The sequence below is a fragment of the Streptomyces sp. WAC 04229 genome (genome assembly GCF_003947455.1).
Taxonomy (GTDB): Bacteria; Actinomycetota; Actinomycetes; order Streptomycetales; family Streptomycetaceae; genus Streptomyces.
The window spans coordinates 1-19178 of record NZ_QHJH01000130.1 but is presented as its reverse complement, the minus strand read 5'-3'; the positions used below and the strand labels follow the sequence as shown (position 1 = coordinate 19178).

Annotated in this window: 12 protein-coding genes and 1 tRNA gene; 7 read left to right on the top strand and 6 right to left on the bottom strand. The window is 72.0% G+C overall.

What is annotated here, in order from left to right:
* Positions 1 to 56 precede the first annotated feature (56 nt).
* Both DMH12_RS27255 and DMH12_RS27250 read left to right on the top strand, forming a co-directional pair.
* On the top strand, positions 57 to 1436 hold the full coding sequence (locus DMH12_RS27255; RefSeq protein WP_125494098.1) for a nucleotide pyrophosphatase/phosphodiesterase family protein: 1380 nt from the start codon (positions 57 to 59) through the stop codon (positions 1434 to 1436).
* Between the two features lie 111 nt (positions 1437 to 1547).
* Positions 1548 to 2765, top strand: coding sequence for a sugar phosphate isomerase/epimerase (locus tag DMH12_RS27250; RefSeq protein ID WP_125494097.1), 1218 nt, complete (start codon positions 1548 to 1550; stop codon positions 2763 to 2765).
* Between the two features lie 94 nt (positions 2766 to 2859).
* Here DMH12_RS27250 and DMH12_RS27245 read toward each other — a convergent pair whose 3' ends face one another.
* The 4 genes from DMH12_RS27245 to DMH12_RS27230 form a co-directional block, all read right to left on the bottom strand.
* Positions 2860 to 4239: an OFA family MFS transporter gene (locus tag DMH12_RS27245; protein ID WP_185832569.1), complete on the bottom strand. Its 1380-nt coding sequence runs from the start codon at positions 4237 to 4239 to the stop codon at positions 2860 to 2862.
* Between the two features lie 123 nt (positions 4240 to 4362).
* Positions 4363 to 6507 carry an acetate--CoA ligase family protein gene (locus tag DMH12_RS27240; RefSeq protein ID WP_125494095.1) on the bottom strand — a complete coding sequence of 715 codons (2145 nt, stop codon included), beginning with the start codon at positions 6505 to 6507 and terminating at the stop codon, positions 4363 to 4365.
* A gap of 4 nt (positions 6508 to 6511) precedes the next feature.
* Positions 6512 to 7744, bottom strand: coding sequence for a formyl-CoA transferase (gene frc, locus DMH12_RS27235; RefSeq protein WP_122619017.1), 1233 nt, complete (start codon positions 7742 to 7744; stop codon positions 6512 to 6514).
* 11 nt (positions 7745 to 7755) lie between these two features.
* On the bottom strand, positions 7756 to 9438 hold the full coding sequence (locus DMH12_RS27230; protein ID WP_125494094.1) for a thiamine pyrophosphate-binding protein: 1683 nt from the start codon (positions 9436 to 9438) through the stop codon (positions 7756 to 7758).
* Positions 9439 to 9581: 143 nt separating this feature from the next.
* Between DMH12_RS27230 and sucC the strand changes: the two genes are divergently transcribed.
* The 3 genes from sucC to DMH12_RS27215 are packed head-to-tail and all read left to right on the top strand — an operon-like array spanning position 9582 to position 13194.
* Entirely contained in the window at positions 9582 to 10724 is a 1143-nt protein-coding gene (gene sucC / locus DMH12_RS27225) for an ADP-forming succinate--CoA ligase subunit beta (protein WP_125494093.1), read from the top strand.
* A gap of 14 nt (positions 10725 to 10738) precedes the next feature.
* Positions 10739 to 11641, top strand: coding sequence for a succinate--CoA ligase subunit alpha (sucD, locus tag DMH12_RS27220; RefSeq protein ID WP_125494092.1), 903 nt, complete (start codon positions 10739 to 10741; stop codon positions 11639 to 11641).
* Positions 11638 to 13194 (top strand): aldehyde dehydrogenase family protein, encoded by a 1557-nt coding sequence (locus DMH12_RS27215; RefSeq protein WP_125494091.1) that lies wholly within the window; start codon positions 11638 to 11640, stop codon positions 13192 to 13194. The genes sucD and DMH12_RS27215 overlap by 4 nt, the downstream gene beginning before the upstream one ends.
* Before the next feature lie 4 nt (positions 13195 to 13198).
* Here DMH12_RS27215 and DMH12_RS27210 read toward each other — a convergent pair whose 3' ends face one another.
* Complete coding sequence (locus DMH12_RS27210; RefSeq protein WP_125494090.1) at positions 13199 to 14530, bottom strand: DUF2254 domain-containing protein; 1332 nt, start codon at positions 14528 to 14530, stop codon at positions 13199 to 13201.
* 141 nt (positions 14531 to 14671) lie between these two features.
* Between DMH12_RS27210 and DMH12_RS27205 the strand changes: the two genes are divergently transcribed.
* Both DMH12_RS27205 and fusA read left to right on the top strand, forming a co-directional pair.
* Positions 14672 to 14756 (top strand) — tRNA-Leu (locus DMH12_RS27205).
* 379 nt (positions 14757 to 15135) lie between these two features.
* The gene (fusA, locus tag DMH12_RS27200; protein ID WP_125494089.1) at positions 15136 to 17181 is read left to right on the top strand and encodes an elongation factor G; all 2046 of its coding nucleotides are present in this window, start codon (positions 15136 to 15138) and stop codon (positions 17179 to 17181) included.
* A 57-nt stretch (positions 17182 to 17238) separates the two neighbouring features.
* Here the strand turns inward: fusA and DMH12_RS27195 are convergent, their stop codons facing one another.
* On the bottom strand, positions 17239 to 18993 hold the full coding sequence (locus DMH12_RS27195; RefSeq protein WP_125494099.1) for a coagulation factor 5/8 type domain-containing protein: 1755 nt from the start codon (positions 18991 to 18993) through the stop codon (positions 17239 to 17241).
* Positions 18994 to 19178 lie beyond the last annotated feature (185 nt).

Here is a 19178-nt window from a genome sequence, read left to right as displayed (position 1 = left end):
GCCGAGCTGACCCTCGCCCGCGACCTGCTGACCGACCTCGGCCTGAAGGAACTGCCATGACCCGCCCGACCCCCCTCCTCGTCCTGGACGTCGTCGGCCTCACCCCCCGTCTCCTCGACCACATGCCCCACCTCAAGCGGCTCGGCCAGTCCGGCTCCCGCGCACCGCTCGGCACCGTGCTGCCCGCCGTCACCTGCGCCGCCCAGTCCACCTTCCTCACCGGCACCCACCCCAGCGAGCACGGCATCGTGGGCAACGGCTGGTACTTCCGCGAACTCGGCGACGTCCTGCTGTGGCGCCAGCACAACGGACTCGTCGCCGGCGACAAACTCTGGGACGCCGCCCGCCGCGCCCACCCCGGCTACACCGTGGCCAACATCTGCTGGTGGTACGCCATGGGCGCCGACACCGACTTCACCGTCACCCCCCGTCCCGTCTACTACGCCGACGGCCGCAAGGAACCCGACTGCTACACCAGGCCCCCGGCCCTGCACGACGAACTCACCGACAAGCTCGGCACCTTCCCGCTCTTCCACTTCTGGGGGCCCGGCGCGGACCTGGTCTCCAGCCAGTGGATCATCGACGCCACCCGGCACATCATGGCCACCCGGCATCCCGACCTGACCCTCTGCTACCTCCCTCACCTGGACTACGACCTCCAGCGCTTCGGCCCCGACGACCCCCGCTCCCTGAAGGCCGCCGCCGACCTGGACGCGGCGCTGGCCCCGCTCCTGGAGGACGCCCGCGCCGAGGGCCGCACCGTCGTCGCGCTCTCCGAGTACGGCATCACCCCCGTCAGCCGGCCCGTGGACATCAACCGCGCCCTGCGCCGCGCCGGCCTCCTCGAGGTGCACACCCAGGACGGCATGGAGTACCTCGACCCGATGGCCTCCCGCGCCTTCGCGGTCGCCGACCACCAGATCGCCCACGTGTACGTCCGCCGCCCCGAGGACCTGGACGCGACCCGCGCCGCCCTGGAAGGACTGCCGGGCATCGCGGAACTCCTGGACGACGAGGGCAAGAAGGCCCGGCACCTCGACCACCCCCGCTCCGGCGAGCTGGTCGCAGTCGCCGAGCCGGACGCCTGGTTCACGTACTACTACTGGCTCGACGACGACCGCGCGCCCGATTTCGCGCAGCTCGTCGAGATCCACCGCAAACCCGGCTACGACCCGGTCGAGCTGTTCATGGACCCGCTCGACCCCTACGTCAAGGTCAAGGCGGCCTCCGCCCTGGCCCGCAAGAAACTCGGCATGCGCTACCGCATGGCGGTGGTGCCCCTGGATCCCTCACCTGTCCGAGGCAGCCACGGCCGCCTCCCCGCGAGCGACGACGACGGTCCGCTCCTCATCTGCTCCACCCCCCGCGCTGTCGGAGACCGCGTAGCGGCCACCGATGTGAAACAACTCCTGCTCCGGCTGGCCGGTCTCGACTGACGCACCCGCATCCGCGCCCCGAGATCCGACTACTGAGAGTGGAACACACGGCACTGACAACGGCCCGCCCGAGCCGCATCGGGGCAGGCCACGACCCAGAAGGCAGGCACCGTGAGCCCGTTCACCGATCCCTCCCGCACCGACGCCGGCACGGACCCGGCCCTCGACGGCCCGGACGAGAGCCTCCGCCGCAGCCTCGGCGTGGGCCGGCGCCGCTTCCTCTCCACCTGCACCGCGGTGGCGGCCGGCGCCGTCGCGGCGCCCGTCTTCGGCGCCGCCCCGGCCCTCGCCCAGGACCGCGGCAGAGACCACGGCCACGGACACGGCCATGACCACGGTCACGGCCGCGGGCAGGTCCTCGTCCCCGCCGACAAGCGCGGCATCATCCTCTACACCGTCCGCGACGCCACCGCCCGCGACCCCCTCGCCTCCGACCTGCCCTCCGGCTTCCGCGAGGTGTTCAAGCAGCTCGCCCGCCACGGCTACCGGCAGGTCGAGTTCGCCGGATACAACCAGCACGCCAACGCCCCGGGCGGCGCGAGCCTGGAGTCCGTCGAGGGCGCGAAGCTGCTCCGCTCCTGGCTCGACGACTACGGCCTGCGCGCCCAGGGCAACCACGGCTTCATCCCGTCCTCCTGGCCGCTGACCACCGAGGACAAGGAGACCTTCAAGAAGCACCTGGAGATCGCCAACATCCTCGGCATGGACCACATGGGCACCGGCGGCGACCCCACCGGCAGCTCCTACCGCGCCGACTGGGACGTGGCGGCCGACAAGTGGAACGCCCTGGGCCAGATCGCCCGCCGCGAGGGCATCAAGCTCTACACCCACAACCACGACGGCGCCTACGGCTTCCTGCTCGACGGCGGCCCGCTGGACGACCAGGGCCGGCCGACCCGCAGCTCGGGCATCCGGAAGCTGGAGTACTTCCTCAAGGTCACCGACCCGAAGGTGGTCTGGCTGGAGATGGACATCTTCTGGGCCCACGTGGCCCAGTACAAGTTCCACTCCTACACCGCCCACGACGGCTCGACCCGGAAGGACGTCTTCGACCCGGCGGGTCTGGTCGCCCGCAACAACAAGCGCTACCCGCTGTTCCACGCCAAGGACGGCGTGGTCAGCACCACCAACGGCATGGGCTACGACATGGTGCCCTTCGGCACGGGTGTCATCGACTACCGCACGTTCTTCTCCCGGGTCGGGGAGCGGAACTACCACAACCCGATGATCGAGGACGACAACTCCCCGAGCGCCACCGACCCGGCGCAGTCGCTGCGGGAGGCCAAGATCAGCTACGACAACCTGGCGGCCCTGCGCAAGCGCTGCTGACCCGCCGTACGGACGGGCGGCCCTCCCCACGCCGCGGGGAGGGCCGCCCGTCCGTACGAAACCGTGCGCAACCGCGCGAAGCCGTGTGGTGCGGTCACTCCTCGCCGAGCGGCCGTGGGTTGGGCGCGACGCGCTTGTCCTTCGGCCGTCCGGGCGGTTGCAGGAACAGCGCCACGAACCCCGCGAAGATCGAGATGCAGCCCGCCAGGGTGAAGGCTCCGTTGTACCCCCAGGCGCCCACGACCACGGCACCCATGCCCGCGCCCAGACCGGAGACGAGCTTGGAGCTGTAGACCATCCCGTAGTTGGTGGCGTTGTTGTTCTCGCCGAAGTAGTCCGCCGTCAGCGCCGCGAACATCGGGAAGATGGCACCGCCACCGAAGCCGGAGACGGCGGAGAAGATCAGGAACAGTGGCAGGTTCTTGATCTCGGCCGACCAGATGATGCCGAACTGGGCCAGGCCCAGGATGGCGCAGACGTAGAGCAGGCACTGCTTGCGGCCGTAGAGGTCGGAGAGCCAGCCGATGACGCCGCGCCCGGTGCCGTTGACGATCGCCTTCAGCGACATCGCCGTGGCCACGATGCCGGCCGCGAAGCCCGCCTCCTCACCGATGTCGACCTGGAAGGCGATGCCGAAGATGTTCACGCCGGAGGTGCAGGCGAGACAGAACCACATCAGCGCCACCCGGCCGGTCCGCCAGGCCTCCAGCGGGGAGTACTGCTTGGTCGCCGGGGGGTTCTTCTCCAGCGAGCGCCGGGCCCGCGGGTCCTCCGGCGGGTTCAGCGGGTCGACGGCCGCCGGCCACCAGTTCTTCGGCGGGTCCCGGAAGTAGAAACCGGCCAGGGCCACCATCGCGGCCAGGAAGACACCCGCCGAGACCAGCACCCAGCGGAAGTTGGAGCCGTCCATGTAGCCGTGGAAGATGAAGACGAACGGCACCGAACCGTACGCGAATCCGCCGTTCACGAAGCCGGTCTTGCCGCCCCGGCGCTCCGGGTACCACTTGCCGACCATGTTGACGCAGGTCGCGTACACCATGCCCGCGCCCATACCGCTGAACACGCCGAACCCGATGAAGGCGAGCGCGACATGCGGCGCGAACGCCAGGGACAGATAGCCGAGCAGCGTGCCCGCCGACCCCAGCATCATCGCCCAGCGGGCCGGCAGCTTGCCGTTCTCACGCAGCCGCCCCGCCGGAAACGCGACGGCGGCCTGGCAGAAGATCCAGGCGGTCATCATCCAGTAGATGCTGCCGCTGGACCAGTGGTGCGCCTCGTGGAGCGTGTCCTCGGCGGACGCGAACGCGTACTCGGCGGAGGAGATGCCCATCATGCCGATCCAGGGCAGGATCACCATCCACTTGCGCCCCCGCCCCATGATGTCGATGTCGGACTCGCCCACGCGATAGACGCGTCCGTTCCGGTCGGTCACCTCCCGGTGGACGGCGACCCGTGTGACGTCCGTGGTTGTCATGTCGTCTGCACCCCTTGCGTCGAAAGAACTGGCCAGCGCCCCCTGTCCCATGCCTTTCGTGCGCAGCGCGGGTTCCGGGGCCGGCCGACGCGCACCCGTCGGCCGGCCCTCCGCGGGCTCACCTCATGTGCCGCCCCCCAGCAGTCCCGCCGCCCGCGCCCAGCGGTACTTCGCCCCGAGGACGGCGACCGGCTTCTCCGTCGTGTACGGGTAGGCCACGACCCCGTGCTCGAAGAGGTACTGGCACGCCTCCTCCACCTCGACGTCGCCCGCCAGGGAGGCCACCACGGGCTTCTCGATGCCCCGCGCGCGGAACTCGCCCACCACACGCGCGGTGAGCTCGGCGAACACCATGGGGGGAGTGACGATGGTGTGCCAGTAGCCGAGGACCAGCGCGTGGATGCGCGGATCCTCCAGACCCAGCCGGATCGTCGCCTCGTACGTCGACGGCGGCTCGCCCCCGGTGATGTCCACCGGGTTGCCCGCCGCGCCGAACGGCGGGATGAACGCGCGGAACGCCTCGTCCAGGTCCGGCGGTATCTCCATCAGCGACAGGCCGTTGTCCGTCACCGCGTCCGAGAGCAGCACGCCGCTGCCCCCGGCGCCGGTGATGATCACCACGTTGTCGCCCGCCGGCGCGGGCAGCACCGGCAACGCGCGCGCGTACTCCAGCATCTCGTTCAGCCCGGGCGCCCGGATGACGCCCGCCTGCCGGAGGACGTCGTCGTACACGGCGTCGTCCCCGGCCAGCGCCCCGGTGTGCGACCCGGCGGCCTTCGCACCCGCCGCCGTCCGCCCCGCCTTGAGCACGACCACCGGCTTCCTGGGCACCGTCGCCCGCGCGGCCTCGACGAACGCGCGCCCGTCCTTGAGGTCCTCCAGGTGCATCGCGATGCACTCGGTGCGCGGGTCCTCACCGAACCAGGTCAGCAGGTCGTCCTCGTCCAGGTCCGACTTGTTGCCCAGGCCGACGATCGCCGACACGCCGGTTTTCGTGGTCCGCGCGAAACCCAGGATCGCCATCCCGATCCCGCCCGACTGCGAGGTCAGCGCGACTCCGCCCTTGACGTCGTACGGCGTGCAGAACGTGGCGCACAGGTCCTGCCAGGTCGAGTAGTAGCCGTAGATGTTCGGCCCGAGCAGTCGTACGCCGTACCGCTCGGCGACCGCCACGATCTCGTCCTGGAGCGCCTGCTCGCCGGTCTCCGCGAAGCCGGAGGGGATGAGTACGGCGTTGGGGATCCGCTTGCGGCCCACCTCTTCGAGGGCCGCCGCCACGAAGCGCGCGGGGATCGCGAAGACCGCCACATCCACCTCACCGGGAACGTCGGTGACACTCTTGTACGCCTTGCGGCCCAAGATGTCATCGGCCTTCGGGTTCACCGGGTGGATCTCGCCCGCGAAACCGCCGTCGACGAGGTTGCGCATCACCGAGTTGCCGATCTTGCCGGGCTCGCCCGACGCGCCGATCACCGCCACCGAGGAGGGCTGCATCAGGCGCCGCATCGAGGTGAGGATCTCCTCGCGCGTGTACCGGCGGCGCTCCTTCGGCGTGTCGGTGGCCAGGATGACCCGGATGTCCGCCGCGACCGCGCCCTCGGGCGTGGCGATCACCGGGTTGAGGTCCACCTCGGCGATGTCCGGGAAGTCGGCGACGAGTTCGGAGACCCGGCGGATCTGCTCGGCCACCGCCCACCGGTCGACGCCGGCCCGCCCGCGCACCCCGCGCAGCACCTCCGCCGCCCGGATCGAGTCCAGCATGGACAGCGCCTCGTCGGCGTCCACCGGCGCCAGCCGGAAGGTGACGTCCTCGAGGACCTCGACCAGCACGCCGCCCAGCCCGAACGCCACCACCTTCCCGAAGGTCGGGTCGGTCACCGCCCCGACGATGACCTCCTGTCCCTGCGGCAGCAGTTCCTGGACCTGCACCCCCTCGATGCGCGCCGACGCGTCGTACGCGCGCGCGTTGTCGACGATCCGGCGGAACGCTGCCCGGACCTGAGCCGCCCCCTCCACGCCGACGACCACTCCGCCGGCGTCGGTCTTGTGCAGGATGCCGGGCGAGACGATCTTCATCACGACCGGCCCGCCGAAGCGCGCCGCCGAGGCCACCGCCTCCTCGACGTCCCGGGCCAGCTCCTCGCCCGGTACGGCGATCCCGTAGGCGTCCGCGAGCACCTTCCCCTCGGGCGCGGTGAGCGCGGTGCGCCCCTCGGCCCGCACGGCGTCCAGCAGTGCCCGCACCCGCGCCACCCGGTCCTCGGCCATCACGTCAGACCACCCCGTTCGACTTGAGCAGGCGCAGTTCCTCGTCGCCGAGACCCAGCTCGCCGACGTACACCTCTTCGTTGTGCTCGCCGAGCAGGGGCGAACTGGTCACCCGCACCGGCGAGTCGGAGAGCTTGAGCGGGCTCCCGACGGTCACGAACTCGCCCCGCTCGGGGTGCGGCACGGTGACGACCATCTCGTTGGCGGCCAGCGAGGCGTCCTCGATGATCTCCCTGGTGGACAGGATCGGCCCGCACGGGATGTTGTGGGCGTTCAGCCGCTCCAGCACCTCCCACTTGGGCAGCGTGGACGACCACTCCTCGATCAGCTGGAACATCTTGCCCAGCTTCGGCAGCCGGGCCTGCGGCGTCGCCCACTCCGGGTCGTCGGCCAGCTCGGGCCGGCCGATCAGCTCGCTGAGCGGCTGCCAGCCGACCGGCTGGACGATGACGTACACGTAGTCGTTCGGGCCGCCCGGCGCGCACTTGACCGCCCAGCCCGGCTGCCCGCCGCCGGACGCGTTGCCGGACCGGGGAACCTCGTCGCCGAAGTCCTCGTTGGGATATTCGGCGAGGGGACCGTGGGCCAGGCGCTGCTGGTCGCGCAGCTTCACCCGGCAGAGGTTGAGCACCGCGTGCTGCATCGCCACGTTCACCCGCTGCCCGCGCCCGGTGTGCTCCCGCTGGTACAGCGCGGCGAGGATGCCCGCCACGGCGTGCACGCCCGTGCCCGAGTCCCCGATCTGGGCGCCCGTCGCCAGCGGCGGCCCGTCCTCGAAACCGGTGGTGGACATCGATCCGCCCATGGCCTGCGCGACCACCTCGTACGCCTTGAAGGCGGTGTAGGGGCCGTCGCCGAACCCCTTGATGGAGGCGTAGACGATCCGTGGATTGATCTCCTTGATCCGGTCCCAGGTGAACCCCATCCGGTCCACCGCGCCCGGTCCGAAGTTCTCGACCATGACGTCCGAGCGCCGGATCAGCTCGGTGAGGATGTCCTTGCCGCGTTCGGTCTTGGTGTTGAGCGTGATGCTCCGCTTGTTGCAGTTGAGCATCGTGAAGTACAGGGAGTCGACGTCCGGCAGGTCGCGCAGCTGCTTGCGCGTGATGTCGCCGCTCGGCGCCTCCAGCTTGACGACGTCCGCGCCGAGCCAGGCGAGCAGCTGGGTCGCCGAGGGCCCGGACTGCACATGCGTCATGTCCAGGACGCGGATGCCCTCAAGAGCCTTGGCTGTCATGGGCCTTCACCTCACTTGTACATCGTCTGGTTCATGGTTCCGGGGGCGTACGCGTCCGGGTCCACCCAGACGTTGACCAGGGACGGCTTGCCGGACTCCCGGGCGCGCCTGAGGGCCGGGCCGATGTCGGCGGGGTCGCGGACCTCCTCGCCGTGGCCGCCCAGCATCCGGGCGAACTCGTCGTAGGGCACGTCGCCGAGGGTGTTGCCGACCCGCTCGCGCTCCTTGCCGTACTTGGCGGCCTGGCCGTAGCGGATCTGGTTCATCGAGGAGTTGTTGCCGACGACGCCGACGAAGGGCAGGTCGTAGCGGACCAGGGTCTCGAAGTCCCAGCCGGTGAGCGAGAAGGCGCCGTCGCCGAAGAGGGCGACCACCTCCTTGTCGGGCCGCGCCTGCTTGGCGGCGAGCACGAAGGGCACCCCCACACCGAGCGTGCCGAGCGGCCCGGGGTCCATCCAGTGGCCCGGCGACCTGGGCTGCACGACCTGCCCGGAGAAGGTGACGATGTCGCCGCCGTCGCCGATGTACACCGAGTCCTCGGTGAGGAAGTCGTTGATCTCGCTGACCAGCCGGTAGGGGTGGATGGGGGAGGCGTCCGACCTGAGCTGCGGCAGCCGCTTGTCCAGCGCGGTCCGCTCCGCCGCGCGCAGCTCGTCGAGCCACTCCTTGCGCTTGGCGGCGCCCCCGTTGAGCCGCCCCGACGCGGCCTCGGCCACCGACCGGAGCACCAGCCCGGCGTCGCCCACGATCCCGAGGTCGATGTCGCGGTTCTTGCCGACGGTGCGGTAGTCGAGGTCGATCTGGACGACGGTCGCGTCCGGCGACAGCCGCTTTCCGTAGCCCATGCGGAAGTCGAAGGGCGTGCCGACGATGACGATGACGTCGGCGTTGGAGAAGGCGTACCGGCGCGACAGCTGGAAGTGGTGCGGGTCGCCGGGCGGCAGGGTGCCGCGGCCGGCACCGTTCATGTACGCCGGGACGTTCAGCGTGCGGACCAGGTCGACGGCGGCCTCGGTCGCCCGGGTCGTCCACACCTGGCTGCCGAGCAGGATGGCGGGCTTCTCCGCGTGCACCAGCAGGTCGGCGAGCCGCTCCACCGCCTCCGGGTCGCCCGCCGAACGCGTCGAGGCGCGGTACGCCCCGGCCTTCGGGACGCGCGCCCTGTCCGCCGCCACCTTGGCGTCCAGCACGTCGCGCGGGATCTCCAGGAAGGAGGGGCCCGGCGCGCCGTGGTAGCACTCGCGGAACGCCATCGACACCATGTCGGCGGCCCGTGCGGTGTCCGGCACGGTCGCCGCGAACTTGGTGATCGGCGTCATCATGTCGACGTGCGGCAGGTCCTGGAGGGACCCCATCTTGTGCTGGGTGTGCGCTCCCTGACCGCCGATCAGCAGCATCGGCGACTCGGCGCGGAAGGCGTTGGCGACACCGGTGACGGCGTCGGTGGTCCCCGGTCCCGCGGTGACCACCGCGCAGCCGGGCTTTCCGGTGATGCGGGCGTAGCCGTCGGCGGCGTGCGCGGCGACCTGCTCGTGGCGTACGTCGACCACCTCGATGCCCTCGTCGACGCAGCCGTCGTAGATGTCGATGATGTGGCCGCCGCACAGGGTGTAGATGCGGTCGACCCCCTCGGCCTTGAGTGCCTTGGCGACGAGGTGACCGCCGGAGATGAGGTCCTGGGTGTCGTCGGGCATGGCGAAGTCCTGTCCCTTCACGAGGGGTTGGGGCGCTCTCGCGGTAGATTGCATACAGTCGACGAATACTGTATGAAGCTTGTTATCCCGCATCCGGTGGGTGGTGTCCAGGGGGCGTGCGGCACTTTCAGTCAGGAGCCGGAATGGACCTGTACGAACACCAGGCAAGGGAACTCTTCGCAGAACACGGCATCGTGGTGCCGAGGGCCGACGTCACCGACTCGCCCGCACGGGCCCGCGAGATCGCCCGCGCGCTCGGCGGCCGCGCCGTCGTCAAGGCGCAGGTGAAGACCGGCGGACGCGGCAAGGCGGGCGGCGTGCGGCTCGCCGCCGACCCGGCCGCGGCCGAGGAGGCCGCCCGGGACGTCCTCGGCATGGACATCAAGGGCCACACCGTCGGCGAGGTCATGCTCGCCGAACCCGTCGACATAAAGAGGGAGTTCTACGTCTCCTACGTCCTCGACCGCGCGGCCGGCCGGTTCCTCGCCATCGCGTCCGCCGAGGGCGGCACGGAGATCGAGGAGATCGCCGCCGAGCGGCCCGAGGCCGTCGCGCGCGTCCCCGTCGACCCTGCGGCGGGCGTCACCACGGCGACGGCGGTACGCATCGCGGACGCCGCCGGCCTGCCACCGCAGAGCGTCGACGTACTCGTCCGGCTCTGGCAGGTACTGGTCCGCGAGGACGCCCTGCTGGTCGAGGTCAACCCACTGGTCAGGACCGTCGACGGGCGGATGGTGGCGCTGGACGGCAAGGTCACCCTCGACGACAACGCCCGGTTCCGGCAGACCCGTTGGGGAAGCGGACCGGACACGGCCGCCGACCCGCTGGAGGCACGGGCCGCGGCCAAGGGCCTCAACTACGTGAGACTCGACGGAGAGGTCGGCGTCATCGGCAACGGCGCCGGACTGGTCATGTCGACGCTCGACGTGGTCGCCGGCTGCGGTGCCCGGCCCGCCAACTTCCTCGACATCGGCGGCGGCGCCTCCGCCCGCGTCATGGCCGACGGGCTGTCCGTCGTCCTCTCCGACCCCGCCGTGAAGTCCGTCCTCGTCAACGTCTTCGGCGGCATCACCGCCTGCGACGCGGTCGCCGACGGCATCGTCCGCGCCCTGGACGAGGTCCGGCCGACCAAGCCGCTCGTCGTCCGCCTCGACGGCAACAACGCCGCCCGGGGCCGTGCCCTGCTCGACGCACGCGCCCACCCTCTGGTCGAACAGGCCACCACCATGGACGGCGCCGCCCGCCGTGCCGCCCGGCACGCCACCGCGGCATCCACCGCCGGATAAGGAGACAGATCGACATGGCGATCTACCTCAATAAGGAGAGCAAGGTCCTCGTCCAGGGCATGACCGGCGCCGAAGGCATGAAGCACACCCGCCGGATGCTGGCCGCCGGCACCGACGTGGTCGGCGGAGTCAACCCGCGCAAGGCCGGCCGCACCGTAGACTTCGACGAACGCGCCGTACCCGTCTTCGGATCGGTGCGCGAGGGCATCGAGCACACCGGCGCGGACGCCACCGTCGTCTTCGTGCCGCCCGCCTTCGCCAAGGCCGCCGTGACCGAGGCCGCCGACGCCGGCATCGGGCTCGCCGTCGTCATCACCGAGGGCATCCCCGTCCACGACTCCGTCGCGTTCACCGCCCACGCCAGGACGCGCGGCACCCGGGTCGTCGGCCCCAACTGCCCCGGCCTGATCAGCCCCGGCCAGTCCAACGCGGGCATCATCCCGCCCGACATCACCAAGCCGGGACCCATCGGCCTGGTCTCCAAGTCCGGCACGCTCACCTACCAGCTCATGTACGAACTGCGCGAGATCGGCTTCTCCACCTGCGTCGGCATCGGCGGCGACCCCGTGGTCGGCACCAGCCACATCGACTGCCTCGCCGCCTTCCAGGACGACCCCGACACCGAACTCGTCGTCCTCATCGGCGAGATCGGCGGCGACGCCGAGGAACGCGCGGCGGACTACATCCGCGACCACGTCACCAAGCCCGTCATCGGCTACATCGCCGGCTTCACCGCTCCCGAGGGCCGGACCATGGGCCACGCCGGCGCGATCGTGTCCGGCTCCTCGGGCACGGCCCGCGCGAAGCGGGCGGCACTGGAAGCGGCCGGCGTCCGGGTCGGCAGCACCCCGACCGAGACGGCACGGCACGTCCTCTCCGTACTCGGCGGCGCCGCACACGACGGGGCCCGCGCATGACGACCGCCGAGGGCACCCAGGGCCTCACCCTCAAGTCCGGCACCGCCTGGGCCGACGCCTGGCAGTGCTGCCGCACCGTCGCCCCCGAGGCGTTCCGCGACGACCGCGTCCTCAACCTCTGGGACGCCGGCTGGCGGGCCGACGGCCGCGTCCTGCCCGCCACCAGCCCGGTCGACGGCACCCCCGTCACCGGCCCGCCCCGGCTGGACGGCGCCACCGCCCACCGCGCCGTACGCGCCGCCCTCGACCAGCACCGCGCCTGGCGCCACGTCCCCCTGCCCGAACGCCGCGCCCGCGTCGCCGCCACCCTCGACTCCCTCGCCCAGCACCGGGACCTGCTCGCGCTGCTGCTCGTCTGGGAGATCGGCAAGCCCTGGCGGCTCGCGCGGGCCGACGTCGACCGGGCCGTCGACGGAGTGCGCTGGTACCTCGACGGCATCGACGCGATGACCGAGGGCCGCGCCCCGCTGGACGGCCCGGTGTCCAACATCGCGAGCTGGAACTACCCGATGAGCGTGCTCGTCCACGCCCTGCTCGTCCAGGCCCTCGCGGGCAACGCGGTCATCGCCAAGACCCCGACCGACGGCGGCGTCGCGTGCCTCACCCTGGCCTGCGCGCTCGCCGCCCGCGAGGGCGTCCCCATAACCCTCCTCAGCGGCAGCGGGGGCGAGCTGTCCCGGGCGCTGGTGCGAGCCCCCGAGATCGGCTGCGTCTCCTTCGTCGGCGGCCGCGACACCGGCGCCGCCGTCGCCACCGCCGTCGCCGACCTCGGCAAGCGGCACATCCTCGAACAGGAGGGCCTCAACACCTGGGGCGTCTGGAACTTCACCGACTGGGACACCCTCGCCGCCGCCGTCCCGCGCCTCTTCGACTACGGCAAGCAGCGCTGCACCGCCTACCCGCGCTTCGTCGTCCAGCGGCAGCTGTTCGACGCGTTCCTCGCCGCGTACCTCCCGGCGGTCCGCACCCTGCGCGTCGGCCACCCGCTCGCCGTCGAGGCACCGGACGACCCCTTCCCGGCGCTCGACCTCGGGCCGGTCATCAACGCGGCCAAGGCCAAGGAACTGCACGACCAGGTCGCCGAGGCCGTCGACCGGGGCGCCGTGCCCCTGCACCGCGGCAGCGCCGCCCACGCGCGGTTCCTCCCCGGCCAGGACACCTCCGCCTACGTCCATCCGGTCACCCTCCTCAACCCGCCCCGGTCCTCGCCGCTGCACCACGCGGAACCCTTCGGGCCGGTCGACACCATCGTCCTGGTCGACACCGAGGCCGAGCTGCTCGCCGCGATGAACGCCTCCAACGGCGCGCTGGTGGCCACCCTGTCCACGGACGACCCGGCGACGTACGACAGGCTGGCGCCGCAGATCCGCGCCTTCAAGGTCGGCCACGGCGTGGCACGCTCCCGCGGGGACCGCGACGAGCTGTTCGGCGGCCACGGCGCGTCCTGGCGCGGCGCGTTCGTGGGCGGCGAGCTGCTGGTGCGGGCCGTCACCCGCGGCCCGGCGGGGGAGCGGCTGCCCGGCAACTTCCCCGACCACCACCTGATGCCGTAGCGGCTCAGCCGATGCCCTGGCGGTCCGGCAGCAGCGCGAAGGCCCGGTCCGCCGGGGCGGGCGTGCCCCGCTCGACGGCCTGCCGCAGCAGCTCGCGGTGGCGCAGCAGGGGTTCGTGCCGTTCCGGCGGCGCGAGCAGCAGCAGGTCGTCGAGCCCGGCCAGCAGACGGCGCGAGACCTGCGGCGCCCCCACCGCGCAGCCACGGACCTCGGCGAAGCCCAGGTCCACCAGCTCCGTCCACCCGGGCACGGACCGCACCAGCCGGGCCGCACCGCGCCGGTCCCGGTGCACCACGGCGTCCAGCGGGCGGCGGGACAGGGCGGCCAGGATCTGCACGACCCGGTCCAGGGCCTGCACGGCCGTGGTCGGATCGTTCACCGCCGGGGACAGGGCACGCAGCCCGATGTCGGACAGCTGGCGGAGCCCGAACGCCGGATCCTGGTGGAAGGTGCGCTCCACCCCCACCGACAGCGTGTACCGCAGGGCCCGGCGCGGCGGCGCGGCCCCGCCGTGCACCGCCAGTACGGGCGTGCCCGGCACCAGGAAGTCACCGATCCGCGGGACCAGCCGCAGCACCACCCCGTGCCCGCGCGCCACCCGCACCAGCCGCGCAATGCCGACGTCCCGCAGCACACCTGCCCTCCCCTCGTGCGCGACCCACGCCGTGACCGGGCCCAGCCCGTCCACTTCCCCGTCCTCGGCGGGTGCCGGCATCAACGCCGCCGCCCGGAAGGACTCCGCTGCGATCCGGGCGATCACATGGCCGATCCGCATCAGCCGCAGCGTGCCGTTCACGTACAGCACGAAGAGCAGCAGGCTCAGCGCGACCATGAGGAGGGTGAGCACCGACTGCACCAGCGGCACGGACGTGGCGGCACGAGGGTCCGGGGTGCTGTCGTAGCTGGTCAGAACCAGCAGCGTCAGGACGAAGGTGGCCAGGAACACCGCGAAGGTCGCCTTGGTGATCCGGCTGCGGACGAACAGCCGCACCACGCGCGGCGTGAACTGCCCGCTCGCCATCTGCACCGCGACCAGCGAGATGCTGAACACCACCCCGATGAACGTCATCATCGCCGAGCCGACCGCCGACACCACCGTCTTCGCGTCGTCCGCGAACCGCAGCAGCTCGGCGAGCGTGTCGAAGTCACCGCCGTCCTGCAGCGAACGGACCAGAGCGGCGTCGAGCTCCTGAGCCACCAGCCACACCACGAAGACGCCCGCCATCGCCGCGGTGGGCGCGAACCAGAACGTGTCCCGCAGATGCTCCCTGAGCGGCGACAGCACCCGCGCCCGGCGACGCGGATGCGGGCTCCCGGTAACCATCCAGTCACTCATGGTGCGACCCTAGGCGCCCCGGCCCCGCCGGTCGCGGACCGCCGCTCAGGGGAAGGAAACGCAGGTGAAAGGCGCTGCGAAACCTTGGTATGGTTGTCCATGTCGCCGCGGGGGAACACCCCGCGCCGCGACAGACACCTGGTCCGGGTGGCGGAATGGCAGACGCGCTAGCTTGAGGTGCTAGTGCCCTTTATCGGGCGTGGGGGTTCAAGTCCCCCCTCGGACACAAGATCAGGCAGAAGTGACATGCCGGTCGGGAGAGATCCCGGCCGGCATGTCGCGTTCGCCCCCTCCCCGCCTCCGCCGCCGGAAAACCCCGTGCGCGGACGTCGGCGATCTCCCTACACTCACCACGACACCGAGACCGAGTGAGGGGAGCAGGGCCGTGCGCATCAGCACCGCTGCCGTCGTTCCCCCGTCCCGGTACGAGGTGATCCTGGTGTCCTCGGCCCTCCGGTGTCCGCCGCGCGGCCGGCACCGGACGCCCGAGACCGGTCTCTGACGTCCCGTCACGCACGCCCTGAGGGCCGTGACCTCATTCCGACGTGCCACCCGTCCCGGGAATCGCGCCGCCCTGCTCGCAGACCAGCGAAAGGCCACCGGCCGTGCGTACCCGTACCAACCCCCTCGCCACCATCCGCAACCTCGGCATCCTCGCCCACGTCGACGCCGGCAAGACCACCGTCACCGAGCGGATCCTCTACACCACCGGCACCACCTACAAGCGCGGCGAGGTGCACGACGGCACGACCGTCACCGACTTCGACCCGCAGGAGCGCGACCGCGGCATCACCATCTTCGCCGCGGCCGTCAGCTGTACCTGGGACGGTCACCGGATCAACCTGATCGACACCCCGGGGCACGTCGACTTCGCCGACGAGGTCGAGCGGTCGCTGCGCGTCCTGGACGGCGCCGTCGCGGTGTTCGACGCGGTCGCCGGGGTGGAGCCGCAGAGCGAGTCCGTGTGGCGGCAGGCCGACCGGCACGGCGTGCCGAGGATCGCGTTCGTCAACAAGATGGACCGGGCGGGCGCCGACCTCGACACGGCCGTCGCCTCGATCCGGGCGCGACTGCACCCGGTACCCCTGGTGGTGCAGCTGCCCATCGGCTCCGAGGACGGCTTCACCGGCGTCGTCGACCTGCTGCGGATGCGCGCGCTCGTGTGGTCCGACGGCGCGGAGACCGCCGAGGAGGGCCCGGTGCCCGACGCCCTGCGCGAGGAGGCGGTACGCCGCCGGCGGCTGCTGGAGGAGGCGGTGGCCGAACGCCATCCGGCCGCGCTGGAGGAGTTCTGCGACCGGGAGACGCTCACCGCGGACACCCTCGCCGCAGCCCTGCGCGACCTCACGCGCGGCGGCGACGGCGTGGTGGTGCTGTGCGGCTCGGCCTACCGCAACCGCGGAGTCGAACCGCTGCTCGACGCCGTCGTGGCCTACCTGCCGTCACCGCTGGACGTGCCACCGGTACGCGGCACCCACGACGGCACGGAGGAGGAACGGCCCGCCGACCCGGCGGCGCCGACGACCGCACTGGCGTTCAAGGTGAACGCCACTCCGACGGGACGGCTGACGTACCTGAGGGTGTACTCGGGCACCATCGAGAAGGGAGACACCGTGTGGGACGCGGGCACGCGCCGCACCGAGCGCATCGGCCGCATCCTGCGGGTGCGGGCCGACCGGCACGACCCCCTGGAGCGGGCGGTCGCCGGGGACATCGTCGCCGTGGTCGGACTGAAGACCGCCCGGGCCGGCTCGACGCTGTGCGCGCCGGGCGACCCGCTGGTCCTGGAGCCTCCGGGCGTGGCCGACCCGGTCGTGCACGTCGCCGTGGAGGCCCGGCGCTCCACCGACACCGACAAGCTGGCCGCCGCGCTCGCCCGGCTGACCGAGGAGGACCCCTCGCTGGCCGTGCGGACCGACCCGGAGACCGGGCAGACCGTCCTGTCGGGCATGGGCGAACTCCACCTGGAGGTCGCGGTGGAGCGGGTCAGGAGCGAGCACGGCCTTGCGGTCGCGGTCGGCCGTCCCGGCGTGGCGTACCGCGAGACGGTCGGCGAGGGCGTGAGCGGATTCGTCCACCGGCACGTCAAACAGGACGGCGGCGCGGGCCAGTTCGCGCACGTCGTGCTCGACGTCGAGCCCTGGGAGGAGGGCGGGTTCGTGTTCCGCTCGACGGTGACCGGCGGCGGCGTGCCGCAGGAGTTCGTGCGGGCCGTCGAGGCAGGCTGCCGGGACGCCCTCGCCGAGGGCCCGATCGGCGGGCACCCGGTGACCGGCCTCAGGGTCACGCTCACCGACGGCCGGACCCACGTGAAGGACTCCTCGGACACGGCCTTCCGCACCGCCGGCCGGTTCGGTCTCCGCGACGCCCTGCGCGCCTCGGAGATGGTCCTGCTCGAGCCGGTCGTGGAAGTGGCGGTCACCGTGCCCGAGGACGCCGTCGGCGCCGTACTCGGCGACCTCGCCGCGCGCCGGGGCCGGGTCACCGGCTCCGAGCCGCGGGGCGGTACGACCGTGGTCACGGCCACCGTGCCGCTGGCCGAGCTGTTCGGCTACGCGACCCGGCTGCGCAGCCGCACCCAGGGCCGCGGCACCTTCACCGCCCGGCCCACCGGCTACGCGCCGGCACCGGCCGCGGCACCGGCGCGGTAGCGTCGCCGGGCCGCCCCCGCCCAGCACGGGCGGGGGCGGCCCTCCGGCACGGCACGCTCAGGGGTACTGCACCACCGTCGACGGCACGGTCGACGTCCCCGACGTGGGTGAACCCGTGTCGTTGATGACGCACTCGTACTGCCCGTTGCCGCCCAGCGACACCACGAGCAGCCCGTGGAAGCGCACCCCGGACCGGTTCGGCGCGGCGAAGCCGTGGTGCTGCACGATGGACGGGTTCACGTTGTAGTAGCAGTAGCTGCCCAGGCCCCAGCCCTCGTGCTCGGTGACCTGGTCGCCGACCTTGTAGGCGGCGTACCCCTTGATGGAGCCGTTCTGGACGGCGGCCTGGTCGGGGGCGTCGTACGCCTTCTCGTTCTGGAAGAAGATCGTGCGGCCCCGCTGGCCGTTCCACTGCACGTCGTACTTGTTGAAGTGCTCGACGAACAGGCCGGTGGCCAGGACGTCGTCGCCGTTGACGACCACGCCGTAGTCGGCGCGGTTGGTCTCCCAGCCGACGCCCTCGCCGTGGTCGGCGCGCCACACCCAGGTGTGGTCGACGACCGTGTGCCGGCTGTTGATCACCATGCTGGTGGTCGCCTTGCCCGGGCCCGCCCCGCCGATCCGGATGAACACGTCCTGCACGGTGGTCGGGTTGGCGGAGTGGTCCGCGGACGCCCCGGCCGGCCCGACCTCCAGCAGCGTCGAGGAGTTGACCGGCCCCGCGTCGATGAGGAACCCGGCGAGCCGGACCCCGTCCACGTCGGCGACCTTCATCGCGGTGACGCCGTTGTCGGGGATGAGCGTGGCGTAGCCGAGGCCCAGCACGACCGTGCCCGCGCGCTTCACCTCGACGGTTCCGTCCAGGTGGTAGATCCCCGGCGTCAGCAGCAGGTGCAGACCCTCCTCCAGCGCCTGGTTCAGCGTGGCCGCCGAGACGCCGGGCTTGGCGACGTAGAACTGCGTCAGCGGGAGCGAGGTGCCGCGCGGGGTGCCGTTGCCCCAGGACACACCGCGTGCGCCCGTGCGCTTCTCCGGCAGGAAGACGCGGTACGCGTCGCCGTCGAGGTACAGGAACGGCTTCTCCCGGGAGACGGGCGTCGTCTCCAGCGTGGTGTACGGCGGGTCGGGGAAGCTCTGCGCGGGCGCGCCCTCCACGCCGGAGAACACCATGTTCCACACGGCGTTGAGCCATCCGCCGACCGAGCTGTCCCGGGTGTACCACTGCTGCTGGGAGTACGGTCCGACACTGCCGTCGATCCGGCTGTCGGCGATGTAGCCGCCGCTCGCCCAGCCGTAGCCGTCGGGGGCGAGGTTGAGCCCGCCGCGTACGTGCATGCGCCGGAAGGGCGCCGCCTGCGACACCGCCCAGCGGTTGGTGCCGTTGACCGGGACGAGGGCGAGGTTCTCCGCCGAACGCCAGAAGTTCTGCGTGGCGTTGCCGTCGAACCAGCCGGCGTCGACCGTCACGTCACCGTTGATCGTGGTGTCGTCGGGGGAGAGGCCGAGCCCGGCGATGGAGGTGTAGAAGCCGATCTGGGCGTTGAGCCCGTTGTACGTGCCCGGCTTGAACAGCAGCGCGTAGCGGCCGGTGCCGAACTGCGCCGACTCCTGCTGCCGGAAGATCTCGTCCAGTCGCCCCTGGATGTTGGCCGTGGACGGGTCGAAGACGATGACGTTCGGCCCCAGGTCGCCGCCGCCGGGCAGTGCGCGGGGGCCGTCTCCGGGGCTGACGCCGCCCGCGCCGGTGGCGGCGGCCGCGGTTCCGGCACCGGTCAGACCGGCGAGCACCGGTGCCGCGGCGGCCGCCGTCAGGACGCTGCGCCGTCGTACTCCGGACGGCTCGGACGTGGAAGAGGGCGTGGGGGAGGGCGTGGGCGTCGAGGGCGGGGGGGGAGGGGCCGGGGGCGGGGAGGCGGGGTCGGGAGGCGGGGTGGCGGCGAAGGGAGTGGACCACAGGGTGGAGGGCGGGGGCAAGGGGCGACAGAAGAGGAGGGATC